General features: G+C 62.3%; 23 protein-coding genes. 12 read left to right on the top strand and 11 right to left on the bottom strand.

Going from position 1 to position 24,193, the window contains the following annotated elements:
* Window positions 1-9: 9 nt before the first annotated feature.
* Both LOY70_RS11530 and LOY70_RS11525 read right to left on the bottom strand, forming a co-directional pair.
* Window positions 10-246, bottom strand: a complete 237-nt coding sequence (locus tag LOY70_RS11530; protein ID WP_265036714.1) for a hypothetical protein — start codon at window positions 244-246, stop codon at window positions 10-12.
* Window positions 236-1,027 carry a VacJ family lipoprotein gene (locus LOY70_RS11525; protein WP_265036712.1) on the bottom strand — a complete coding sequence of 264 codons (792 nt, stop codon included), beginning with the start codon at window positions 1,025-1,027 and terminating at the stop codon, window positions 236-238. Before LOY70_RS11525 ends, LOY70_RS11530 begins: the two co-directional genes overlap by 11 nt.
* A 243-nt stretch (window positions 1,028-1,270) precedes the next feature.
* Here LOY70_RS11525 and LOY70_RS11520 point away from each other — a divergent pair, with 243 nt between their 5' ends.
* The 4 genes from LOY70_RS11520 (at window position 1,271) to kefC (ending at window position 5,776) form a co-directional block, all read left to right on the top strand.
* Window positions 1,271-1,981, top strand: coding sequence for a response regulator (locus LOY70_RS11520; RefSeq protein ID WP_265036710.1), 711 nt, complete (start codon window positions 1,271-1,273; stop codon window positions 1,979-1,981).
* On the top strand, window positions 1,978-3,324 hold the full coding sequence (locus LOY70_RS11515; protein WP_265036708.1) for a sensor histidine kinase: 1,347 nt from the start codon (window positions 1,978-1,980) through the stop codon (window positions 3,322-3,324). The genes LOY70_RS11520 and LOY70_RS11515 overlap by 4 nt, the downstream gene beginning before the upstream one ends.
* A 102-nt stretch (window positions 3,325-3,426) precedes the next feature.
* Entirely contained in the window at window positions 3,427-3,948 is a 522-nt protein-coding gene (gene kefF / locus LOY70_RS11510; protein WP_265036706.1) for a glutathione-regulated potassium-efflux system oxidoreductase KefF, read from the top strand.
* A 1-nt stretch (window position 3,949) separates the two neighbouring features.
* On the top strand, window positions 3,950-5,776 hold the full coding sequence (gene kefC / locus LOY70_RS11505) for a glutathione-regulated potassium-efflux system protein KefC (RefSeq protein ID WP_265036704.1): 1,827 nt from the start codon (window positions 3,950-3,952) through the stop codon (window positions 5,774-5,776).
* Between the two features lie 21 nt (window positions 5,777-5,797).
* Here kefC and LOY70_RS11500 read toward each other — a convergent pair whose 3' ends face one another.
* A complete protein-coding gene (locus LOY70_RS11500) occupies window positions 5,798-6,661 on the bottom strand; it encodes an aldo/keto reductase family oxidoreductase (RefSeq protein WP_265036702.1) in 864 nt (287 codons plus the stop codon).
* 100 nt (window positions 6,662-6,761) lie between these two features.
* On the opposite strand from LOY70_RS11500, the gene LOY70_RS11495 reads away from it, so the two are divergent.
* From LOY70_RS11495 to LOY70_RS11475, 5 genes are all read left to right on the top strand, one after another.
* Window positions 6,762-7,676, top strand: a complete 915-nt coding sequence (locus LOY70_RS11495; RefSeq protein WP_265036700.1) for a LysR family transcriptional regulator — start codon at window positions 6,762-6,764, stop codon at window positions 7,674-7,676.
* Between the two features lie 237 nt (window positions 7,677-7,913).
* A complete protein-coding gene (locus tag LOY70_RS11490; RefSeq protein WP_265036698.1) occupies window positions 7,914-8,576 on the top strand; it encodes an SOS response-associated peptidase family protein in 663 nt (220 codons plus the stop codon).
* A 118-nt stretch (window positions 8,577-8,694) separates the two neighbouring features.
* Window positions 8,695-9,075: a RidA family protein gene (locus tag LOY70_RS11485; protein WP_039592932.1), complete on the top strand. Its 381-nt coding sequence runs from the start codon at window positions 8,695-8,697 to the stop codon at window positions 9,073-9,075.
* A gap of 184 nt (window positions 9,076-9,259) precedes the next feature.
* Window positions 9,260-9,817: a thioesterase family protein gene (locus LOY70_RS11480; RefSeq protein WP_265036694.1), complete on the top strand. Its 558-nt coding sequence runs from the start codon at window positions 9,260-9,262 to the stop codon at window positions 9,815-9,817.
* A 95-nt stretch (window positions 9,818-9,912) separates the two neighbouring features.
* Complete coding sequence (locus LOY70_RS11475) at window positions 9,913-11,676, top strand: L-lactate permease (protein WP_265036692.1); 1,764 nt, start codon at window positions 9,913-9,915, stop codon at window positions 11,674-11,676.
* 49 nt (window positions 11,677-11,725) lie between these two features.
* On the opposite strand, the gene LOY70_RS11470 is transcribed toward LOY70_RS11475, so the two are convergent.
* The 4 genes from LOY70_RS11470 to LOY70_RS11455 form a co-directional block, all read right to left on the bottom strand.
* A complete protein-coding gene (locus LOY70_RS11470) occupies window positions 11,726-12,061 on the bottom strand; it encodes a hypothetical protein (RefSeq protein ID WP_025213028.1) in 336 nt (111 codons plus the stop codon).
* Between the two features lie 248 nt (window positions 12,062-12,309).
* Window positions 12,310-13,542: a nucleoside permease gene (locus LOY70_RS11465; RefSeq protein WP_265036689.1), complete on the bottom strand. Its 1,233-nt coding sequence runs from the start codon at window positions 13,540-13,542 to the stop codon at window positions 12,310-12,312.
* Window positions 13,543-13,620: 78 nt separating this feature from the next.
* Window positions 13,621-14,718: a sugar phosphate isomerase/epimerase family protein gene (locus LOY70_RS11460; protein WP_413776644.1), complete on the bottom strand. Its 1,098-nt coding sequence runs from the start codon at window positions 14,716-14,718 to the stop codon at window positions 13,621-13,623.
* Window positions 14,715-15,881: a Gfo/Idh/MocA family protein gene (locus LOY70_RS11455; protein WP_265036685.1), complete on the bottom strand. Its 1,167-nt coding sequence runs from the start codon at window positions 15,879-15,881 to the stop codon at window positions 14,715-14,717. Before LOY70_RS11455 ends, LOY70_RS11460 begins: the two co-directional genes overlap by 4 nt.
* 176 nt (window positions 15,882-16,057) lie before the next feature.
* Between LOY70_RS11455 and LOY70_RS11450 the strand changes: the two genes are divergently transcribed.
* Window positions 16,058-17,074: a LacI family DNA-binding transcriptional regulator gene (locus LOY70_RS11450; RefSeq protein WP_265036683.1), complete on the top strand. Its 1,017-nt coding sequence runs from the start codon at window positions 16,058-16,060 to the stop codon at window positions 17,072-17,074.
* 67 nt (window positions 17,075-17,141) lie between these two features.
* Here the strand turns inward: LOY70_RS11450 and LOY70_RS11445 are convergent, their stop codons facing one another.
* Window positions 17,142-18,233, bottom strand: coding sequence for an SMP-30/gluconolactonase/LRE family protein (locus LOY70_RS11445; RefSeq protein ID WP_265036681.1), 1,092 nt, complete (start codon window positions 18,231-18,233; stop codon window positions 17,142-17,144).
* Between the two features lie 95 nt (window positions 18,234-18,328).
* Window positions 18,329-19,459, bottom strand: a complete 1,131-nt coding sequence (locus LOY70_RS11440; protein ID WP_265036679.1) for a sensor histidine kinase — start codon at window positions 19,457-19,459, stop codon at window positions 18,329-18,331.
* A gap of 218 nt (window positions 19,460-19,677) precedes the next feature.
* Between LOY70_RS11440 and LOY70_RS11435 the strand changes: the two genes are divergently transcribed.
* Window positions 19,678-20,640, top strand: a complete 963-nt coding sequence (locus LOY70_RS11435; RefSeq protein WP_265036678.1) for an EamA family transporter — start codon at window positions 19,678-19,680, stop codon at window positions 20,638-20,640.
* 194 nt (window positions 20,641-20,834) lie between these two features.
* On the top strand, window positions 20,835-21,695 hold the full coding sequence (locus tag LOY70_RS11430) for a CAP domain-containing protein (protein WP_265036676.1): 861 nt from the start codon (window positions 20,835-20,837) through the stop codon (window positions 21,693-21,695).
* Between the two features lie 192 nt (window positions 21,696-21,887).
* Here the strand turns inward: LOY70_RS11430 and LOY70_RS11425 are convergent, their stop codons facing one another.
* Window positions 21,888-22,421 (bottom strand): cysteine hydrolase family protein, encoded by a 534-nt coding sequence (locus LOY70_RS11425; protein ID WP_265036674.1) that lies wholly within the window; start codon window positions 22,419-22,421, stop codon window positions 21,888-21,890.
* Between the two features lie 40 nt (window positions 22,422-22,461).
* Window positions 22,462-24,189, bottom strand: coding sequence for a gamma-glutamyltransferase (gene ggt / locus LOY70_RS11420; protein ID WP_265036672.1), 1,728 nt, complete (start codon window positions 24,187-24,189; stop codon window positions 22,462-22,464).
* Window positions 24,190-24,193 lie beyond the last annotated feature (4 nt).

The raw sequence follows: 24,193 nt of genomic DNA, 5'->3' as shown, positions 1-24,193 counted from the left end.
CGAACCCGACTAGGCACTCTCCTGCTCGCCGTTATTCACCATCCAGCGAATCATGCTCGCCAGCGGCACTCGATAGTGGTGGATGGCGCACTCGCCGACGTGCGCCTGGCTGTACAACTCCAGGTAGCGGCTGAGCAGGACATGGCGGCCATCCTCCGCCAGCCGCAGCTCGAGCTCCCGACAATGCAGCATCCCCCGGTCGAGCACTTTCACTCGCCGATGCAACACCAGCACCTCATGACTCATCAACGGATTCTCCATTCTGGCAGTGGGGGTTGTCCTGAGCCACAGAACCCAACTTCCCTTGGGCGACGAAATCGGCACGTCGCTGTGCCACTGCGTCCCGCAGCGCCGCGTAGTAATCCGGCCGGGTCTGCAATTCATCCGTCAGCGGCAACGCCTGTGCTCGACCATCGACGATGCCACCCACCGTGTTGACGGTGCCTAGCGTGTCCACGGTATCGCTATTGTCGCCAAACGGATCGACCAGGGTGCTCATCAACTTGCCCGTCGCATCCCGCAGGTTGGCGGTACCCAGCAGCGGCAGTTCCACGATCGGCCCTGGGGCGATGTTCCAGACGCCGAATGTCTGGCCGAAATCAGCCTTGTGGCGCTCGATACCGAGCTTGCCCGACACATCGATCAAACCGACGATGCCTGCGGTGGTGTTGATGACGAAACGCCCCAGGGTGTTGACCGAACGCTGGGCGTTGCCTTGCAGCAAGTCGTTGATGAACACCTTGGGCTCACCGAAGTTTCCCACGAAGTTGTGAACGCCCGTCTGCACGACATCTGGAAGCTTGAGATAGCCACGGGCAACGGGAGCCAGCGCATAGTCATCCACGGTACGGTTGAACGCAAAGAGGCCGCGATTGATGGGTTCTGCAGGATCGTGAACGGTGTAGGGGACACTTTCGCAACTGCCCGGCTTGGCAGCAGGTGTGCTGGTGCAGCCGCTGGCGAGTGCCGCCAGTACAACGACCAAGGAGGATCCAACACGTAGCGGCGCGGGTTTGATGATCGGCATACAAGGCTATCTCGGCGAGGAATGGGCGATACCGGTCAATTAGAAAAATGAGGCCGGCCACAAGTCCGGTGTTGGCTGGTTATTCAACTGACCGGCAACGGCGCAATCCTGCCGCTGTTTTTTTGCCTGAAGATTTCCAGAACATTACCCGCCGGCAACTATATTGCCGGATTGAAATATATGACGCAGGCCATGGATTGACCCTAGTATCGCCCTCTGTATTCATCACCCAGCGTACCCACCGTGAGCCATTTATTACTGGTGGACGATGACCTCGAAGTCCTCGCCCTCTTGCGCAAATTCCTCGAACAACACGGCTATAGCGTGGATGTGGCCGCCGACGGCGCTGCCCTGTGGCAAGCGGTGCAGCGGCGAGTGCCAGACCTCATCATCCTCGACGTCATGTTGCCGGGAGACAGCGGGCTGGTGCTCTGCCAGCGGCTGCGGGCCGAGCACACGGTCGGCATCATCATGCTCACGGCCATGGGCGAACTGAGTGACCGCGTCGTCGGCCTGGAGCTGGGGGCGGACGATTACCTGACCAAGCCTTTCGACGCACGAGAACTGTTGGCCCGGGTGCGCGCCGTCCTCAGGCGTACCGGCGAAGCCCGGGGCTCGTTGAACGACGCCTCCCGACCGATCCTGGAGTTCGAGAACTGGCAACTGGACGTCACCCGTCGCGAATTACGCTCACCGGAAAAAGTCATGATTCCTTTGTCCGCGGGCGAGTTCGAACTGTTGCTGGTATTCGCCGAGCACCCACGCCGGGTACTGAGCCGCCAACAGTTGCTGGACCTGGCGCGTGGCGAAACCTTCGATGCGTTCGACCGCAGCATTGATGTCCAGGTCAGCCGATTGCGCCGCAAGTTGGAGACCGATATCACCGGCGCAGCCATGATCCGTACCGTACGCAACAGCGGCTATCTCTTCAGCCCCCACGTGGTGAAACGATGAAGCCGTTGCGCTCGGTCACTCATCGACCACGGGATACCGTGGCGCGCTGGATCGCCCTGACCACCCTGGTCGCCATGCTGACGTTGCTGGCCTTGAACGAGCTGTTCAGCTTGCTGGCCGGGGTCTGGGCGCGCCCTCCCCTGATGGAAACCGGCCTGATCGAAAAAGTCTCCGCCATCGCTCGGATCATTGACGCGGCGGCGCCCGGACAACGGCCCGACATCGTCAGGGCGGCCAGCGATACCGAAATCAACGTGCAGTGGTTGCAGCGCCATGAGGATGCCCGGCTGCCGGTGATCGACGACCCGGAGTTCAGCGAAGGACTGGACTTCCTGCGCCAGCAACTGGGCAGGCCCGATGCCCGGGTGGAAGCCTACAGGCCAAGCGACTGGCCGAACGGTGACCCGGCCGCACGCTACGCCGTGATGATCGGGCTGGCCGACCAGACCTGGCTCATGCTTTCCGCGCCCTCTCGCAGCTGGGGGCTGGACGAATGGGAGCGCAACCTGATCATCATCGGCTTGATCCTGCTATCGACCTTCATCGTCGCGCTGGTGGCCACGCGGCACCTGGCCACGCCCCTGGAACGCTTCGCCGAAGGCGCCCGGCGCTTTGGGGTCGATCACCAGGCGCCCCCCATCCCGGTCGTCGGTCCCTATGAAATACGCCAGGCGATCAGCGCCTTCAACGCCATGCAGGCCCAACTCAAGCACTTTCTGCAGGACCGCACGCAAATGCTCGCCGCCATCTCCCATGACCTGCGCGCGCCACTGACCCGCATGCGCCTGCGCGGGGAATTTATCGAGGATGCCGAACAACAATCCAAACTGTTCAGGGACGTGGATGAAATGCAGTCGATGGTCAATTCGGCCCTGGAGTTTTTCCGCGACGATGCACGGCTGGAACATGCCACCGCGTTCGACCTGGCTGAACTGCTGCACACCCTCGTCGATGACCTGAAGGATGCCGGCACCGAGGTTTCCTTCGAAGGCGTCCATCGCGTCGTTTATGTCGGCCGACCCATTGGGATCAAGCGAGCGTTGATCAACCTGATCGACAACGCGATCAAATATGGCGGCGAACCGACGGTTCAACTCAAGGTCGGTGCCGATCAGGTTGAAATCCGCATCCTGGACCGAGGCCCGGGCATCGCCCCCGAATACCATGAGCAGGTATTCGCGCCATTCTTTCGCCTCGAAGGTTCACGCAACAAGAACACTGGCGGTGTCGGGCTGGGTCTGTCGGCGGCGCGGGCGACGGTGCTGGAGCATGGCGGGACGCTGAGCCTCAGGAATCGGCGTGATGGCGGGCTGGAGGTCAAGGTCTCGCTGCCATTGAATTGACCCACGCGAGGCCCCTTGACGAACAATGTTCTAAACAACGGGCGCCTTCCTCGGTAGGATGTCCGGCCTTTTGGCCTGGACCCAGCCCCTGGAATCGCTCCGATGATCCTGATCGTTTACGCCCACCCCTACCCCGACCAATCGCGGGTCAACCAGCAGATGCTCGAGCGGGTATCCAGCCATCCGGACGTGGTGGTACGTTCCCTCTATGATCTCTACCCGGACTTTGACATCGACGTCGAGGCCGAACAACGCGCCGTCGAACAGGCACAGTTGGTCGTCCTCCAGCACCCGATGTACTGGTACAGCATGCCGCCGCTGCTGAAATTGTGGATCGATAAAGTGTTCACCCACGGCTGGGCCTACGGCCGGGGCACCACGGCCCTCAAGGACAAGAGCCTGCTGTGGGCCGTGACCACGGGTGGCGAGCACGATCATTTCCAGATCGGCGCCCATCCGGGCTTTTCCGTGTTGGCCCAGCCGCTCCACGCGACGGCTATCTATTGCCACATGCGCTGGCTGGAGCCGGTCGTGGTGCACGGCGCGTATGCCGCTGATTCCGCAGCCCAACACGCACAAATCGAATACTACGGCGCCCGACTGGCCTCCTGGAAGGAAGATTGATATGGAGACGCACAGCCTGATTGAAATGCTCATCTACCTGGGCGCGGCGACGTTGATCGTGCCGATTGCCGTCCGGTTGGGGCTGGGCCCGGTATTGGGTTATCTCCTGGCCGGCTGCGTCATCGGTCCGTGGGGGCTGAAGCTCATTACTGACGTGAAGGCCATCCTGGAATTCGCCGAAATTGGCGTCGTGCTGATGCTGTTCATCATCGGCCTTGAACTAGACCCCAAGCGATTGTGGGCGTTGCGCAGGATGGTGTTCGGTGGAGGGGCCTTGCAGATGCTGGCCTGTGGCGCAGCGATCGCGGCTTTCTGCGCGGCCCTGGGCCTGAACTGGACGGCCGCGCTGCTGGTGGGCCTGACCCTGAGCCTTTCCTCCACGGCGATTGCCATGCAGGCAATGAATGAGCGCAACCTGACATCAACCGCCGTCGGGCGCAGCAGCTTTGCTGTCCTGCTGTTCCAGGACATCGCGGCCATTCCCCTGGTCGCCATGATCCCCTTGCTGTCAGCCCACGGCGAAACCCCGTCAGGCACCGCCCTGGTGCTGTCGATTGTCAAAATCGTTGCCGCGATCAGCGTCGTCGTGCTGTTGGGGCGCTACCTAACGAGGCCACTGCTGCGCTTCGCCGCACGCTCAGGCTTGCGCGAGATTTTCAGCGCCGTGGCACTGTTCCTGGTGTTCGGTTTCGGTTTTCTCCTGGAAGAGGCCGGCCTGTCGATGGCCATGGGCGCCTTCCTCGCCGGGGTGTTGCTGGCCAGTTCTGAATACCGGCATGCCTTGGAAAGCGACATTGAACCGTTCAAAGGCCTGCTGCTGGGCCTGTTCTTCATCGGCGTCGGCATGTCGATTGATTTCGGCACCCTGGTCAATGCGCCGTTGAAGGTCATGACCCTGACCCTGGGCTTCATCCTGATCAAGCTGCTGGTGATCAAGTCCGTCAGCCGCTTCCTGAACGTCCCCGCCGGGCAACGTTCCTGGCAGGCGGTATTGCTCGGCCAGGGCAGTGAGTTCGCCTTCGTCGTATTCGGTGCCGCGACGCTGGCCGGCATCCTGACCGACCAATGGGGCAAGAGCCTGACGCTGGCGGTGGCCCTGTCCATGTGCCTGACGCCCTTGCTGATCCTGCTGCTGGATCGACTGGAGTCGGCGACCAAGAAAGACCGCCAGGAATCCGACCTCGTCGAGCAGCAGAACCCGCGGATCATCATCGCCGGATTCGGCCGCTTCGGGCAGATCGCCGGCCGCCTGCTGATGTCCTGCGGCGTCGAGGTGGTGGTACTGGATCACGACCCCGATAACATCGAGACGCTGCGCAAATTCGGCGTGAAAGTGTTCTACGGGGACGCCACGCGCCTCGATTTGCTGCACGCTGCCGGCGCGGCCCAGGCCGTTGTACTGATCAATGCGATTGACGATCAGCAAGACAACTTGACGCTGACCCGGCTGGTCCAGGAACACTTCCCCGCGTTGAAGCTGATCGTGCGGGCGCGGGACATGGGGCACTTGATCGCCCTGCGGCAGATGGGCGTGGAGACCGCCGAGCGGGAAACCTTCGAGAGCGCGTTGTCGTTGGGCCGCCGTGCCCTGGTGCAGATGGGCGTCGGCGCTTACGAGGCGCGCGAGCGCGCGGATCAGTTCCGTCGCCTGAATCTGCAGATGCTGGAGGAAATCGTCGCCCAGCCGGAAGACGACCTCAAGTTCCGCCACGACGCCTACCGGCGCGCCAACGCGCTGCTTACGGAAATGTTCAACGAAGACCGGGCACGTCCTGCGGACAGGTGGCCCGAACACCATCGCAACGAGACGGATGGACAGCACAGCTAAGGGGCGTGTCCTTCGAGCTGTCTAGGCCAACCCTTCCAACTCGGCCAGCATCGGTGCCGGAATCTGCAGCTCACTCGCCGTGAGGTTCTCCCGCAGGTGCGCCACCGACGACGTACCGGGAATCAGCAGGATATTCGGCGCGCGTTGCAGCAGCCAGGCCAGTGCGACGCAGAGCGGCGACGCCTCCAGGCGCGCCGCTACGGCCGAAAGGGTTTCCGATTGCAGCGGTGTAAATCCACCCAGCGGGAAAAACGGTACGTAGGCAATACCCTGTTCGCCCAGGTCGGCAATGAGTTGCTCGTCACCTCGGCGGGTGAGGTTGTAGTGGTTCTGCACGCAGGCCACTTTGGCGATGCCTTGGGCCTGCTTGACCTGCGCAGCCGTGACGTTGCTCAACCCCAGGTGGCGGATCAGGCCCTGGCGCTGCAGTTCCGCCAGCGTCGTGAACGCTTCCTCGATGGAGCCCTCCGTGGGCGACTGCATGTCGCCCCAGGCCCGCAGGTTGACCACGTCCAATACGTCCACGCCCAGGTTACGCAGGTTGTCATGGACTGCCTGGGTCAACTCGGCGGGACTCAGGGCGGGGTTCCAGGACGCGTCGGCACCACGGACAGCACCGACCTTGGTCACGATCACCAGGTCCTGGGCGTAAGGGTGCAGCGCTTCGCGGATCAACTGGTTGGTGACATGGGGCCCGTAGAAGTCTGCGGTATCGATGTGGTTGACCCCTGACGCCAAGGCTTCGCGCAGCACGGCAATGGCCGCTGCCGGGTCTTTGAGAGGGCCGAACACATGAGGCCCCGCCAACTGCATCGCGCCATAGCCCATGCGTTTGACCGTACGGTCGCCCAGTAAGAAGCTGCCTGCCTTATCTGCAATGTTCATCTCGCGCCCCTCGAATCAATGTGAGTGCCCCCACTATAAGGATTGACCACTTCACTGATAATCAGGTGCAATCAGCACAGGCTGTACGGTGGAGAGAACAATGGCGACGGATATCCAAGACTTGCTGGCCTTTGTGGCCGTGGTCAACGCAGGAGGTTTTCGCGAAGGCGCGCGGATAAGTGGTAAATCCGCCTCGAGTCTCAGCGATGCGGTACGCCGGATGGAACGCCGCCTCGGCGTGCGCCTGCTCAACCGCACAACCCGCAGCGTGGTGCCGACCGAGGCCGGTGCCCGGCTGATGGAGCGTATCGTGCCGGCCCTGGGCGAAGTCGAAGCCGCCATGGACGTGGTCAACGATTTTCGCGACCGTCCTTCGGGCACGCTCAGGTTGAACGTACCGGTCAGCGCCGCCCGGCTGGTGTTGCCGTCGATCATTACGCCATTTCTCAAGAGCTATCCTGACATCCGCCTGGAGGTGATTGCCGAGGAAAGCTTCGTCGACATGCTGGCGGCCGGCTGTGACGCCGGCATTCGCTACGATGAGCGCCTTGAGCAGGACATGATCGCCCTCCCCATCGGCCCACGTTTCCAGCGCTTCGCGACCGCCGCCTCACCGGCGTACCTCGACACCAGGGGACGTCCCGAGCATCCACGGGATTTGCTCCAGCACGCCTGCCTGCGGGGCAAGTTCCCCAGCGGCGCCATGCCACTCTGGGAATTCGAGCGCGACGGCGAAACCGTGAGCGTCGACCCGAGCGGCCCGTTGATCGTGCGCATCGGCGGCGCGGTGGACCTGTCGGTGCAGGCCGCGGTGGATGGGCTGGGCATCGTCTACCTGTTCGAAGACTGGCTACGGCCCTACCTGGACAGCGGCGCCCTCGAACCGGTGCTCGAACCCTGGTGGCTGCGCTTTACCGGTCCGTTCCTCTACTACCCCGGCCGCCGCTACCTGCCGTCGCCGCTGCGGGCTTTTGTGGATTTCATCCAGGCACAGCGGGATTCGCTGCCTACATAGCCCTGGGAAAAATGTGGGAGCGAGCTTGCTCGCGATGACTGCCGTGAATCCAACACCCCTGCCCCTGGTCAGCCAGTCCTCCCGCTCGTCTCCTCGTCGGCAGGATTTTCGAACCAAGCCCACCGCCACGGCTCGGAGATACATGACACCGCTGAAAGCCTCGATGGCACGCTGATGCCGTGGCTTGGACGGCGGGCCCCAGCGAGGCTTTGCGCTCCACTGCCAGGAGTTTTTGCCATGTTCGAATGCCTTGTCCAACAGGTATCCTCAAAGGACTCCCTGGCGTTTTTCGCCCGGCGAGACGCCCATGGCGCCAGTGTCGGGTTGTATGTGACGGCAGACCTGAAACCACACGCCCAGCAACACGTGATCAAGCCCAACATGCAGGTCAGCGCCATTCGCCGACGCGGCGGACATCTGGAATGCATCAAGGTCCGCTGGGGCTGGTCGCCTGTCTGGTCCATGGGGACGATGGCGCCGCTGACTCACCTGCCCCTGCACCTGGTGATGCGCTCCAAGGTCTTTGATCGGATCAAACGTGAAGGACGGGTCCTGGTCGCGGTAGACGGTTGGTACGAATCGTCCGAGCAGACGATGGCGCCCCCGGCCCAGCGCTTGCGCTATACGACGACCCGACAGGCGACCCCGATCTTCCTCGCCGCCCTGGCCCAAGCCAGCGAAACCCCCAACGGCTGCGATGGACTGACGCTGGTGACCTATGGCGATATCGCCAGCAAACAGCAACGTCTCCTGGCGTTCACCGGTGAGGAGGCACTCCAGTGGTTGAAGCCCGACCTGGATTGGGAACAGGCGCAACACATCACCGGGTATGCCGCGATGGCTGAATCTCAATTCGCCCATGTGCCCGCCACCCCGCCGAGGGTTCAGGCCGGTCGCTGACCGGTGGCCCGCCACAAGGGCTCAAGGAATTCCCGAAGGCTCGATGATGAACGGTAAACTGGCGCACGGTCACCTTGATTTCGGCGACTCTTCCTCCTTTTTCGAACCAGGGATTTCCATGGCAAACCAAGACATCACGTTTACACCTGACCCGGACACTGACTCCATCTCCTCCGACGTTGCCGGCTTCGGTGGCCTGCTGGTATCGACCCAGATCCCGACCCGCGCTGACGGCAGCCTGGAACTGGGCGATATCACCCTGCAAAGCGAGTGCACGTTGCAGGCGCTCAAGACCGCGCTGGAACGCGCCGGCAGTTCCATGGACCGGGTCTTGCACCTGACCATCTACCTCACCGACATGGCCGATCGCGCGGCTTTCAATGAGGTTTACAAACGCTTCTTCGCCAAGCCCTGGCCGGTTCGTGCGGCGGTGGGCGTGGCGGCGCTGGCGGTCGAGGGGATGCGCGTGGAAGTGACGGCGATGGCGGCGAAGGGCTGAACGGCACAGCACCTTTGTGGATTTGCAAAGTGCTTTTGTGGCGAGGGGATTTATCCCCTCGCCACAAAAAGCATCCCGAACATGCCCCGAATGCGCGATTGCCACCGAAATCGTCATTTACGCACCTAGCCCGACCCACACGGCGAGGCTAAAGTGCGCTGCTTTCCCCTCTCACGGCGTACTTATGAATCTCTGGTTCCGACTGTTGCTGATGCTGTTTCGTCGTCCCTGGCGCAAGCCGGTGGATCCCCTGGGGACCACCGTGGTGCGCATGCGGGTGTGGCCACTGGACCTGGACCTCAACCGCCATGTCACCAACGGGCGTTATTTCACCCTGGCCGACGTGGGTCGCATGGATTACGTGTTGCGCAGCGGTGCCTACAAAGTGGCGCTGCGTAACCGGGCGGTGCCGATCGTGGGGGATGTCTGGGGCAAGTTTCGGCGGGAGTTGAACCTGTTCGAAGCCTTCGAAGTGCACACCCGGCTGCTCGGCTGGGACGACAAATGGACTTTCATGGAACACCGTTTCATGAGCCAGGGGCGCGTGGTCGGGGTCGTGATCATGCGTGGCCTGTTCCGCTCGGCCAAGGGCACGATTGCGCCGGGTGAGTTTATCCGGGCGTTGGGCTTGGCCGAACAATCACCGGCCATGCCCGATTGGCTTACCGACTGGTCGCAAAGCTGCGATGGCTTGAGCCTTGAGCTTCGCCAGGAGGAAGGTGGTCGCGCCGATCCGCGCTAGCCTGCGCACCACTTGCCCTGCCCAATCCCCGCCTATACTTCTCTGCCAATCCCCCCGGGGCCTGCACTTCCAACAATAAAAAGCAGAGGTGGAACATGGTCTGGCAACAAGTCTACGATCCCTTCGGTAATGCGGTGCTCTCGACACTCCTGGCAGCGGTGCCGGTGGTGGTGATGCTGGTGTCTCTGGCGTTCTTTCATGTCAAGGCGCACTTGGCCGCGTTACTGGCCTTGGCCTCGGCCTTGCTCATCGCGATCTTCGCCTTCGGCATGCCCGCCAACATGGCCGGTTCGGCGGCGCTGTATGGCGCGGCCAACGGGCTGCTGCCCATCGGCTGGATTGTGCTCAACATCATTTTCCTGCACCGCCTGACCACCGAGAACGGCTCGTTCAAGGTCCTGCAGGATTCTCTGGCGCGCATCACCGACGACCGGCGTCTGCAATTGCTGCTGATCGCCTTTTGCTTTGGCGCGTTCTTCGAAGGCGCGGCCGGCTTCGGTACGCCGGTGGCGGTGACCGGCGCAATCCTGATCGGGCTGGGCTTTTCACCCCTGGCCGCCTCGGGCCTGGCGCTGATCGCCAACACCGCGCCGGTGGCCTTCGGCGCCCTGGGCACGCCGATCATCACCCTGGCCAAGGTCACCGGGCTGGATGAAATGGAGCTGTCGATGATGGTCGGTCGGCAGTTGCCGTTTTTCTCGGTGATCGTGCCGTTCTGGTTAATCTGGGCCTTCGCCGGGTGGCGCAAGATGCTGGAGATTTGGCCGGCGATCCTGGTGGCCGGCGTCAGCTTCGCCATCCCGCAGTTCCTGGTGTCCAACTACCACGGGCCGATGCTGGTGGATGTGATTGCCGCGCTGATTTCCATGGCCTGCCTCACCGGTTTCCTCAAGGTCTGGAAACCGGCCACGGTGCACACCTCCGCGGCGCTGTCGGGGCGGGTCGACGATTCGAAAATCGATGCCAGCGAGGATGAAAAACCCGTCGCCAGCGCAGCGTTTGCCAGTGACACCCGTCCTGCCGTGCTAAGGGCCTGGATGCCGTGGATCATCCTCACGGTGTTCGTGTTCGCCTGGGGCACCCAGGGGTTCAAGAACCTGTTCGATACCCGCCCGGCGCTGGACCCGCAAACGCAATCGGCCAGGCTTGACCCGCAAGGCAAGCCGATGCGCGAGGCGAACCCGATCTTCTCGCCCCTGGTGACCTTCGGCACCATCCACCAGCAGATCGAAAAAGTCCCGCCCGTGGTGCCCCAGCCTAAAACCGAAGAAGCGGTCTACAAATTCAACTGGTTCACCGCCACGGGCAGCGGCATCTTCCTGGCGGCGATTCTCGGTGGTTTGCTGATGGGCTATTCCATTCCACAACTGGTGCACCACTATCTGCGAACGCTCTGGGTGGTGCGCTATTCGCTGATCACCATCGTGGCGATGCTGGCCCTGGGGTTTCTCACGCGTTACTCGGGGCTGGACGCCACCATGGGCCTGGCCTTCGCCGCCACGGGCATTTTCTATCCGATGTTCGGCACCCTGCTCGGCTGGCTCGGGGTGGCGTTGACGGGCTCGGACACCGCGTCCAACGTGCTATTCGGTGGTTTGCAACGAGTCACGGCGGAGCAGTTAGGGATCAGCCCGGTGCTGATGGCTGCGGCGAACAGTTCGGGTGGGGTCATGGGCAAGATGGTCGATGCCCAGTCGATCGTGGTCGCCTCTACCGCTACCCGCTGGTACGGCCATGAAGGGGAGATTTTGCGCTACGTGTTCTTCCACTCGGTGGTGCTGGCGATTCTGGTGGGCGGGCTGGTGACGTTGCAGGCGTATGTGGCGCCGTTCAGTCATATGGTGGTGGGGGCGCGTTAGCAGATCGATCGTTCCCACCGCGTGGGAACGATCAAACACCAGCGGTGTATTACTGAACGCTTTTCAGCTTGACCACATCACCGGACACCGAGGTGGTGTAGCCGGTCAGGACCCAAGCCCAGAACCAGTTTTCCTGGACTTGGGTGTTGATCATGGCGTCGCCGCCCTTGGCCTTGATCGCCTCGGTCTGAGCACGGACGAAACGGTTGTTCTGGCGGATCGGGATCACGCCGAACAGCAGCAGGCCGGTGGCCTTGGCTTCACTGTGACCGACGACGGTGTATTGGCTGCTGTCGTATTGCTGGGTCTTCATCGGGGTGCCGGTGCAACCCGCCAGGGCCAGGCCGAACAGTGCGCAGGCGACAACTTTACTGATGTGGTTCATTGAATACTCCATGAGAAAACGCCCGGGATCCATCTCTCGGGCGGCGCGTACTCTAACCGATCAGAAACAAATTGACATTACCTCGCTGCCCCTGAAAGCCTCAACGCAGAGCCATTCGTCACCTGTCTCTGCAGCGAAACGGGCCCTTGTCGATAACATGAGCACTGTGCGACAGAAGGCGGGAAAGTGACCTACACCCAACTGGACGTCAGCCATAAATGACGGGCGCCCAGCCCATCGCCCCTGCTTCAGGCCTTTGAAGACGCGGCGACTGCCTGGCGGCCGCTGAAGGTCAACAGGAAGCAGACAAACACCACCAACGCAAAACCGGCCGGGAACAGCCAGATGTTTTTCCAGTCATGGCCGCCGGCCACGGCAAAGTGATCGGTCACCTGCCCCGCCACCCAGAACCCGATCAGCATGCCCAGGCCATAGGTCGCCAGCGTGATCAGTCCCTGGGCCGAGCTGCGCAGATGCTTCGGCGCCTTGGCGTCGGTGTAGATCTGCCCCGAGACAAAAAAGAAGTCGTAGCAGATGCCGTGCAGGGCAATACCGGTGAACAACATGAACACCAGGTCGCCGTTATTGCCGTAGGCGAACAACAGGTAGCGCAACGCCCACGCCAGCATGCCCACCAACAGCGCCAGCTTGATGCCGAAGCGCTGGATGAACAGCGGCAACAGCAGCATGAACAGCACTTCGGAGACTTGCCCGATGGCCATCTTCGCCGTGGGGTTGGTCATGCCGGTCTCGGCCAGGAACGGGTTGGCATTCTGGTAGTAGAACGCCAAGGGAATGCAGATCAGGATCGAGGCGATGAAGAACACCAGGTAGCTACGGTCCTTCAACAAGCCCAAGGCATCCAGCCCCAGCAATTGCTTGATGCCGCTGTCGCTCGCCGGGTCTTTGAGCGGGGCGGTGTTGGGCAGCGTGAAGCTGTAGAGCCCCAGGACCAGCGACGCGATGGCAGCCATCAGGAAGGTATTGCGCAAACCACCGGCCGAGATCGCTTCGCGCGAATCCCAGGCAAACACAAAACTGATCACCACACCCGCAACGATCCAGCCGACGGTGCCCCACACCCGGATGCGGGAAAACTCCAGCGCCGGGTCGCGCATCTGCCGGAACGCCACGGAATTGACCAAGGCCAGGGTCGGCATGTAGACCACCATGTACGCCAGCACATACGGGTAGAACCCGCTGAAATCAGACGCCGAATACAGCTGGTACAGCAACACCGCGCCCAGCAGGTGCAAGACCGCCAGAATGCGCTCGGCATTGAAATAGCGGTCGGCGATCAGGCCGATCACGAATGGCGCGATGATCGCCCCCCACGACTGCGTGGAAAACGCCATGCCGACCTGCCCGCCACTGGCGCCCAAGGTGCTGGAGAGGAAGGTACCGAGGGTGACGAACCAGCCACCCCAGATAAAGAATTGCAGGAACATCATCACGCTCAAGCGTGCATTCATCGTGGTCATGACCGTCACCGTTTTATTTGTTGTTCTTGTGGGGCAGCTGAATATCTAAGGTCTTGCACAGTTTTTGTGTCGGACCGATTACCTCGACAAGCCCAACAACCGGCGATTGGACGCTTCATCAGCCGTCACCCCGGCAAAATCATCGAACGCCTTGCGGGTCTTGTTGATCATGTGCTGCCGGATGAACGCCGCGCCTTCCGCAGCGCCCTGTTGGGAATCCTTCAGGCAGCATTCCCATTCCAACACCGCCCAGCCGCTGAAATCGTATTGAGTCAGTTTGCTAAAGATCGATTTGAAATCGATCTGGCCATCGCCCAGCGAGCGGAACCGGCCGGGACGGTCCACCCAACCCTGGTAACCGCCGTACACCCCGGAACGGGCATCGGGACGGAATTCGGCGTCCTTGACGTGGAACATGCGGATACGCGCGTGGTAACGGTCGATGAAACCCAGGTAGTCCATCTGTTGCAGTAGCAGATGGCTGGGATCGTAAAGAATCGCTGCTCGCGGATGATGATCGACGGCCTCCAGGAAGCGCTCGAACGAAGCGCCGTCGTGCAGGTCTTCGCCGGGGTGGATCTCGTAGCACAGGTCCACGCCCGCCGCATCGAAGGCCTCCAGAATCGGCAACCAGCGCCGAGCCAGTTCGGCGAAACCTTGCTCCACCAGGCCGGCCGGGCGCTGTGGCCACGGGTACAGGTACGGCCACAACAGCGCACCGGAAAACGTCGCGTGCGCCTTGAGGCCCAAGCGCTGGCTGGCGCGGGCGGCGAGTTTCAATTGCTCGATCGCCCACTCGGTCCGCGCCTCGGGCTGGCCACGCAGATGGGCCGGGGCGAAGTCGTCGAACAGCGCGTCGAATGCCGGGTGCACCGCCACCAACTGGCCTTGCAGGTGCGTCGACAACTCGCTGATCTCGACGCCGAATTGCGCGCACGTGGCCTTGAGCTCGTCGCAATAGTCCTGGCTCTCGGCGGCCCGGGCGAGGTCGATGTACTGCGTGCCCGACGTTGGCAATTGCACCGCCTTGTAGCCTTGCGACGCGGCCCACTGGGCGATGTTGGCCAGGGTGTCGAACGGCGCTTCGGCGGACATGAATTGCGCCAGGAAAATACCCGGGCCGCGCAGGCCCGTGGGTGCTTCAAGAGTGGGCGTCATAGGGCTCTCCGGGTTCATAGGGCACAGGCCAGTGCGGTCCATTTGGCCTCGCCGCGATGATTGGCAATGGCCGCCTCGATGAACGCCATGCCGCGCAAACCGACTTCGATGCCCGGTACGCCGGGGGCTTCGTGGCCTTGGACATTGCCGCGAATGGCACGGGCGAAATCGCCATAGAGATTGGCCATGGCCTCCAGATACCCTTCGGGGTGTCCGGCTGGCAGGCGCATGCGCTGGGTCGCGGCCGCGCACAACCAGGGCTGGCCAACGCCGGACCGCAGGATGCTCAGGGGTTGGTCGAGGGCACGATGGATCAGGCTCGCCGGTTCTTCCTGGCGCCACTCCAGCGCGCCCTTGTCGCCATAGACGCGGATCTTCAGCGGGTTCTCTTCGCCGGCGCAGACCTGGCTGGCGATCAACACGCCACTGGCGCCAGCGTTCATTTGGAACAGCATCGATACATCATCGTCCAACCGGCGGCCCTGGATGTGGGTGCCCAACGTCGCGCAAATCCGCTCGACGGATTGGTCCGCAACGAACTCCGCCAGGGAAAACGCGTGGGTACCGATGTCGCCAATACAGCCGCCCAGCCCTGACTGTTGCGGGTCGTCGCGCCAGCCAGCCTGCTTGTTGCCCTGCCCGGCGACGTCCTGGCTGAGCCAGCCTTGAGGGTATTCCACCAGCACTTTGCGCACGGCACCGATCACGCCTGTACGCACCATGTCCCGGGCCTGCCAGACCATGGGATAACCCAGGTAGGTGTGGGCCAGGCCATAGAGTCGGTCGCTGTTTTCGAGTACGTCCTTGAGGGCGAGCAGTTCACGCAGGTTCAGCGCTGCGGGTTTTTCGCTGAACACATGGAAACCGGCCTTCAGTGCCTGGCTGGCGATGGGAGCGTGGAGGTGATTAGGGGTGACGATGACCAGCAGCTCCATGCGCTGGTCCGCTGGCAACGCCGCTTCGGTGTCCAGCATGTGCTGCCAGTCGCTGTAGCAACGGGATGCAGGCAGGCCCAGGGCCGCGCCGGTTTGCCGGTTGTTCTGGGCATCGCGGCTGAACGCGCCGCACACCAGCTCGAAACCGCCATCCAGGCCCGCCGCCTGGCGATGGGCCTGGCCGATGAAAGCGCCTTCTCCACCGCCGACAAAGCCGATTCTTATTTTGGGTGCTACAGGATTCATCGCGATTCTCTATTTGCGGCTGCTGACGATGTAACCGGTTACATCATGACGGAAATCTAGGCTCAGTTTTCCGCCGTGTCAAACCCCACCGGCCATGAATGACCGTTTGTACGGTACGCAACCTGCGGTAAGCTGCCCAACCGTGCCGACGTTCCTGGCGCCGAATCGAGGTGATCTTGTCCAATATCCGTGAAGTGGCCCGGTTGGCCGGTGTGTCGGTGGCCACGGTGTCCAGAACGCTGAAATCCCCCGAGCGGGTGCTTCCCGAAACGCGGGACAAGGTCAATGCGGCCGTGGAACAGGCCGGCTATCGACCGAACCTGATGGCCGTGCAATTTCGCTCCCGCCGCACCGGTAACCTGGTGATCCTGGTGCCGACCATCGCCAATACCTTTTTTGCCCGGGTCATCAGTGGTGCCCAACAGGCGGCCCAGGCGACGGGCTACCGATTGCTGTTGTGCGACACCCAGGGTCGGGCGCAAATCGAGCGGGAGTTCGCCGCCCTGGTCTACGCCCACCAAGCCGACGGGGTGATCCAGTTGCGGGCCAGCGACCCGTTCGAATCGCTCCCCCCGGGCGTCGATTCCCTGCCGCTGGTCAACGCTTGTGAAGTGGTCAAAGGCGCGCCCTACCCGACCATCAGCCTCGATAACCGGGCCGCGGCCCAGGCCATGACCGAACACCTGATTGGCCTTGGCCATCGCCGCATCGGCATCATCAAGGGCCCTCGCAGCAGCCCGCTGACCCTCGACCGTGTCGCCGGTTATCAGCAGGCCTTGGAGCGGGCCGGCATCGTGGTCGACCCGAGCCTGATCTGCCATGGCGACTTCACATTGAAGGCGGGTTATGAGGGTGCCGGGGCCATGCTGGAACAGGCCGACCGCCCCAGCGCGCTGTTCTGTGAAAACGACGAGATGGCCATCGGCGCGCTCAAGCGCATCAAGCAAATGGGCTTGCGAGTGCCCGAGGATATTTCCCTGGTGGGTTTTGACGACATTCCTTTCGCCGCCTACTGCGACCCGCCCCTGACCACCATTTCGCAACCTGCCGAAGCGTTTGGCCAAAAAGCGGTGGAGATGCTGATTGCGCTGATCGAGAAGCAGCCGATTGCCGAACGGCATGTGTTGCTACCGTTTGAGTTGACGGTGCGTGGCAGTACGGCGCCTTTGGCGGGGGTTGTTTCACCACAGTGATTTTGATCGTTCCCACGCTCCTGCGTGGGAACGATCGAACGCAGAGCGTGGGAACGATCGAATCCTGTCAGGCAAACGTCGCCCCCCGGGTATTCACGAACAGCGAATACAACGAGTGGCTGCCGGCCATGAACAGCCGGTTGCCTTCCCGGCCACCAAAGCAAACGTTAGGGCAGCGCTCCGGCAGCGAGATGTGCCCGATGGCCTTGCCTTCGGAGTTGAACACCCGTACGCCATCGAGTTTTTCCAGATCGGCCTTGGGGTCGCCGTTGCCGCCCCAGCCGCACCAGAGGTTGCCGCTCTCATCGCACTTGATCCCATCGATAGCCGCGTAATCCAGGCCTTCGATGTGCTTGCGCCGCTCGCCCAGTGTGCCGTCGTCCTTGACGCTGATCGCCCAGATCAAGCGGTTGGGCTTGGCCCGGCCTTCGACCACGTAGAGGGTTTTCTCGTCAGGGGAAAAGCACAGGCCGTTAGGCCCCGCCAGGTCGTCGATGACCCGGGTAACCTTGCCGGTCTCGCCGTCGACGCGATATACCGCGTGAGGTTGAGAGGGGGTGACTTTGTGTCCTTCGTAGTTGTTGCCGGTCTGGAACGGCGGGTCGGTGAACCAGACTGAACCGTCGCGCTTGCACACAATGTCATTGGGTGAGTTGAAAGGCTTGCCCTCGAAACTGTCCGCCAGCACGGTAATCGTGCCGTTGTGTTCAGTGCGAGTGACGCGCCGCCCTTCGCTGGACGTGGTGGAGCCTTCGCACACCAGCAGCCGCCCCTGGCGATCACGGCACATGCCGTTGGAAAAGTTGGCATTCTCGCGGTACACCGACAGGCCGCCGGTAACTTCGTCCCAGCGCACGATGCGGTTGTTGGGAATATCACTGACCAGCAGATAACGGCCGTCGCCAATCCACACCGGCCCTTCCGCCCAACGCAGGCCGGTGGCGAGCTTCTCCACACTGGCGTTGAAAATGCGCAAGTCCATGAAGCTGGGGTCAAGGATATTGATCAGCGGGTCCGGGTAACGCTGGCTCAAGGGCTCGGCCTGTGCGAGCCCCGGCAGATGGCCAAGGGTGGCGGCAGCCGCCGAGACCACCAGGGATTTTTTCAGGAATACCCGGCGGCCCTGATCAGCGGCGGGTGCAGATTGCGAAGCATCCATCGTGCGTCTCCGTTAATTATTATTGGACGGGACGACAGTTTTACTACGTGATAAGACATCGTACAAGTACGCGCCACTTGCACCTGGACAGACAATCAATCCGCGTGAAGGGGGATCCGAACGGTAAAGGTGGTGCCCGATCGCACCTTCGAATGTACCTCGATGGTGCCCTTGTGGGCCGCTACGATCGCTGAGGCGATGTACAGGCCAAGCCCCAGCCCGGCCGCAGAGCCATATTGCACTTCACCGCTGTGCAACTGCCGGACCATCGGGTTGAAGATGCTGCCGATGGCGTCTTCGGCAATGGGTTTGCCCTGGTTGTTGATCGCAACAACCGCCGTGTCGTCTTCGGCGCTCAATGAAACAGTAATCGGCGTGCCCTCGGTACCATGCTGGACGGCATTGCCGATCAGGTTAGAGAACACCTGCTCCATGCGTGCCTGGTCAAACAGTCCTTCCAGAGGACCGGTGGTTTCAAACAGGATTCTGTTTTCCGGGTGATAGGCCCGCGCCTCCTCCACCATGCCTTCGCAGGCCGCCACCAAGTCACCGTTGAAACGCTGCACTGGAATGCCCGACCCCAGTTGGGTGCGGGTGAAGTCCAGCAGGTCGCCGACAATCTTGGTGGCCCGCTTGACGCTGGTGTAGATCCGCGAAGAGATCTTGGTCGCTTTGGCGGGCAGGTCCCCCGCCCGCAGCAGCACTTCGGAACTCAGCAGGATGGCGCCCAAGGGGCTGCGCAGGTCATGCCCCAGGATCCCGAGGAAGATATTGCGCGCCGCATCGACCGCCGCCGAGTAACTGACCACCGATTCCGCCAAGGCCTGGTCCACGGCTTCGTTGAAGCGGATCAAGTCGTCCATGACCTGCTTGTGATCCAGCTGGGTCTGCGGCATCCAGAGCATCAGCACACTGGTGCGCAGCGCCCGGTACTCCGAGACCATCTGTTCCACCGTAAAACCCGAGGATTGACGAATGATCGCATGGGTTTCTGCAGGGGTTTCGGCATCCGTCGCCGGGGCGTCACCATGGGACTTGGCGATCCGTTCCTTGCGCGTTTGCGAGGTGCGCAGGTCCGCGGCGATGGTTCGCAGCATCTGTTCGGCGTGGTCGCGAAGAGCCACGGAATCCATGCCCTCGGAAGCCGGCGTGATAGTTTTGGCGAAGTCCTCCCACGCCTGGAGAATCGGCTCGATATTATCGAGGATGAAATCGGCCAGGCGCATGGATGGCTCCGCAAAAAGGGCGAGGATGTAAACGACACATTGGTCAGGTTGTTGTACAGCAAAGCGCAGGGCGGCGTACGAGGTCTTGCGAGGAGTCGCTGCGCCGCCGTAACAGGTCATCGGGATTCGAACCTTGTCTCTTACGATTCCATGGGGTACAAATCCATGTTGTACGACAACCTATAACTAAAAAATAATCGCCCCTTCGAGACACTGCCATGACTCGCGCCACCGCTGCACCCGACACCCCCGCTCCGTTACCGCGCCACCTCGCGGTGCTCGTTCTGCTGTGCATGGGCTGTGCCTTTGCCGGCAATCATGTCGCCGCGCGGGCGGCATTCGACGACGGGGCCGGTGTGCTGCTGGCGATCCTGCTGCGCTCGGGTGGAACGCTGCTGGTGTTGGCCGCGATGGTGCTGTGGCAACGCCAAAGCCTGCGCTTGCCGCCCGGTGCGTGGCGGTGGCAGTTGACCCTGGGGCTGTTAATCGGTGCCCAGAGCCTGTGCCTGTATTCCGCCGTGGCGCGGGTGCCGGTGGCGCTGGCCCTGTTGGTGGGCAATGTCTTTCCGATTCTGCTGGCGCTGCTGACCTGGGCACTGGGCGGGCCCCGACCGACCGCGCGCACCGCCGCATTGATGGGGATGATCCTGGTGGGGCTGGTGTTCGTGTTGGAAGTGCCGGCCCGGTTATCGTCTGAGCAGAGCGTCGGCCCGCAATGGCTGTTGGGGGTGGGCCTGGCCTTCTGTGCCGCGTGCGTCTTCGCCTGCGCGCTGTGGATCACCGATCACAAGCTGTCCCAGGTGCGCGGTTCGGTGCGCAGCCTGCTGACGATTTTCATTGTCTTCAGCAGCGTCAACCTCGCCGGCCTGACCGGTGCCCTCCCCGGCGGCTTCGACCTGCCGGCCACCAGCACTGGCTGGTTGGCCCTGGCGACGTTGGTGGTGCTCTACGGCACCGGGTTTATCGTGCTGTTCATTTCCGTGCCCCGCCTGGACATGCCGCGCAACGCCCCGGTGATGAACATCGAACCGCTGGCGACCCTGCTGATCGGCTGGCTGGTGCTGGACCAGATGCTCAATCCGGGCCAGGTGATCGGTGGAGCAATCGTGGTCGCCGGGATTGTGCTGCTGACCTATCGCAAGGTTGAGCGGGTCAAGGTGCCGGTGGCTGAGCCCAATTGAACTGACTGAACCCCATTGTGGCGAGGGGAGCTTGCGCAGGCCCGCAGATAAGTCTCCCCCCGCCTGAAACTTGTTTTCAAACCCACAGTCCTACCCCAGCCGTGAAAACCTCGCCGACCTCAGCGATGCGCTTAACGGCTGATCGGCGCCAAGCCTGGCGCTAAAGCAACTCCTCCTCCTGAGCCGTTCGTCCCATGCGCCACACTGTTCGCTCTTGCCGTCTCGCTTCGCTTTGCCTTGTCACCTTTCTTCCTGTATTCGCCAGCCCGGCCCATGCTCGGGGCGAAGGGCAATTGGTGGGCGCGATCAATGACTATCGCAGCCAACCCCAGCGCTGTGAATGGCGCACAGTGCGCGCCGCCCCGCCCTTGGTGCTGCGCTCGAGCCTGGCCTTGCCGATCGGCTTTCGTGGAGGATTGCGCGATAGCTTGAAGGACTCTGGCTATCAAGCCCAGACCGTACGCAGCATCCGCCTGACGGATGCGCGAGACGCCGACGAAGCCTTCGAGATGCTGGCAGACGAACACTGCTCGGCGCTGTTGGACAACCAGTACACCGATATTGGGGTCAATCGGGTCGGTAATGAATGGCGCGTGGTGCTGGCACAACCCATGGGCGGTGGCCGGGTCAACGATGCGGCCTCCGCAGACAAGCGCTTGCTGGCCGAGGTCAACGCCGCCCGAGCCCGCGCCAGGATGTGTGGCCGCCAGCGCTTTGCCGCTGCCCGGCCCCTGAGTTGGAACGCCGCCCTCGGGACAGCAGCCCAGGGACACAGCCGGGCGATGGCCCGAGGCAATTATTTCGCCCACCAGGACCCCGACGGCCGCTCCGTCGCCGACCGCGCCAAAAGCGCGGGTTTCCGTGGACGCAGGATCGGCGAAAACATCGCCGCCGGACAAGGCTCCCCGAACAAGGCCATGCAAGACTGGCTGGCCAGCCCCGGACACTGCGCCAATCTGATGAACCCGATGTTCACCCAAGTGGGCGCGGCGTACGCCACCGACTCGCGCAGTGATGCGGGGGTTTACTGGACGATGGTGTTTGGCGCGCCTTGAAGTGATGCGAACAGCTAAGCCGAACACAGTTGTGGCGAGGGGATTTATCCCCGCTGGGCTGCGAAGCAGCCCTATGCAGGCGCTTCGATAACCTGACACAGTGCATAGCCAGGTTTGGGGGCTGCTTCGCAGCCCCAACGGGGATAAATCCCCTCGCCACAGGTCCAGGCTCGACCAATCAATCTCTTCAAGTTAGAGGCGAACCGCCCCCGCCGGCACGATATCGATCCGCGACACCGCACTGCTCAAGCGCCCCAGCCGGTTGTTGTGGTTGGCGATGATCTGCTCGGCGGCCATGCTGCCGTTGGCCACCGTGGAGTGAGCGTCGGCAGCCAGGACCACGTCATAGCCCAGGGCATGGGCCTGGCGCACGGTGGCGTTGATGCAATAGTCGGTTTGCAGCCCGCAGATCACCAGGCGGTCGATGCCGCGGGCTTGCAACAGCGAGAGCAGATCGGTCTGGTAGAAGGCGTCCGGCGTGGTTTTGCGCACCCGCAGGTCATCCGCAGCGGTCAGCAGATCGTCGGCCAGTTGCCAGGCGGCAGAGCCATGGGTCAGCGAGCCTTCCAGCTCTTCGTGCTGGACCAGGATCACCGTCAAGCCCAGGGCCCTGACCTTGGTACTGAGGTCGTTGATGGTCCGGATGATGCGCTGGATGTCGAAGCATTCTTCTTCGCCGCTGCACAGTCCGTTCTGGACATCGATGATCAGCAATGCGGTGTTCATGACTTTCCCTCTTCAAGCGGTGTTGAATTCTCGCAGCCAATCAATAACCCAGCGACAATCCGGTGTTGCGACGGGGGTCGTTGGCGCCATAGAAGCGGTTCTTGCCCACGGGCTTGCCGCCCAATGATGGGGCGCCCACCAGGATCGCGGCAATGTGGTTGGGGTCCTGGGGGCCGGCAAACTTGTGACCCCAGCTCTCCAACAACTTCTGGGTATCCGGGCTGGCCGCGAAGGTTTCCAGGTTGGTTTCCTCGGGCATCCACTGCTGGTGGAAACGTGGCGCGTCGACGGCTTCCTGCAGGTTCATGCCGTAGTCGATCACGTTGAGGATCGTCAGCAAGGTCGCCGTGATGATGCGGCTGCCGCCCGGGGTTCCCACCACCATCACCGTCTTGCCGTCCTTGGTGACAATGGTCGGACTCATGGACGACAGCGGCGCCTTGCCCGGCGCGATGGCGTTGGCTTCACCCTGCACCAGGCCGTACATGTTGGGCACACCGATCTTGGCGGTGAAATCGTCCATTTCATCGTTGAGGATGACCCCGGTCTTGCTCGCCATGACGCCGGCACCGAACCAATCGTTGAGGGTGTAGGTCACGGAAACGGCGTTGCCCCATTGATCGACGATGGAGTAATGGGTGGTGTTGCTGCCCTCGTGGGGCGCCACGCCAGGTTTGATTTTCTGCGATTCACCGGCCTTTTGCGGCTCGATCGCGGCCCGCAGTTTGGCGGCGTAGTTTTTATCCAACAGATGGTCGATAGGGTTCTGCACAAAGTCCGGATCACCCAGGTAGCTATTGCGGTCCACGTAGGCGTGGCGCATGGCTTCGATCTGGTAGTGCATGCCCTGGGCCGAATGGAAGCCCAGGTCCTTCATTGGATAACCGTCAAGGATGTTCATGATCTGGCACAGCACCACTCCGCCGGAACTGGGTGGCGGTGCCGAAATGATGTGGTAGCCGCGATAGTCACATTCCACCGGGGCCAGTTCGCGGGTCTTGTATTTGTCCAGGTCGGCCTGGGTGATGATGCCTTTGTTGGCCTGGCTGGAGGTGACGAGAGCATCGGCCACCCAACCTTTATAGAAGCCATCGGCGCCCTTGGCGGAGATTTCCCGCAGGGTCTTGGCGAGGTCTTTTTGCACCAGCTTCTGGCCGACCTGCATCGGCTCGCCGTTGTGCAGGAAGATCGCGCCGGAATCGCGCATGTCCTTCTTGAACACATCGGTGGCGGTTTCCAGCAGATCGACATCGCCCTGCTCCAGGGTGAAGCCGTCCTCGGCGAACCGGATGGCCGGGGCGATCAGCTCGGCCCGGGGTTTGCTGCCGTACTTCTGCAACGCCAGCTCCATGCCAGAGACGGTACCGGGCACACCTACCGCCAGGTGCCCCCGTGTGCTGAGGTCGGGGACGACATTGCCGTCCTTGTCCAAGTACATGTCGGCCGTGGCGGCCAGGGGGGCCTTTTCACGAAAATCCAGGAAGGTCTTGCGGCCATCGGCCAGTTGCAGCGTCATGAAGCCACCGCCGCCCAGGTTCCCCGCCGCCGGGTACACCACCGCCAGTGCATACCCCACGGCCACCGCCGCATCCACGGCATTGCCGCCGTTCTTGAGCACGTCGACACCCACGTGGGTCGCCAGGTGCTGGGCAGTGACCACCATGCCGTTCTCGGCGGCGACCGGCGCCTGGGAGGCAGCCTGGGCAGATAAACAACCGAGGGTCAGGGAGGTGGCTACGAGGGCCCGGGCAAAGGATTCGAACTTCATGAGT

The sequence above is a fragment of the Pseudomonas sp. B21-054 genome (assembly GCF_026016345.1).
Taxonomy (GTDB): Bacteria; Pseudomonadota; Gammaproteobacteria; order Pseudomonadales; family Pseudomonadaceae; genus Aquipseudomonas.
This window is presented reverse-complemented; position numbering and strand designations above follow the sequence as displayed.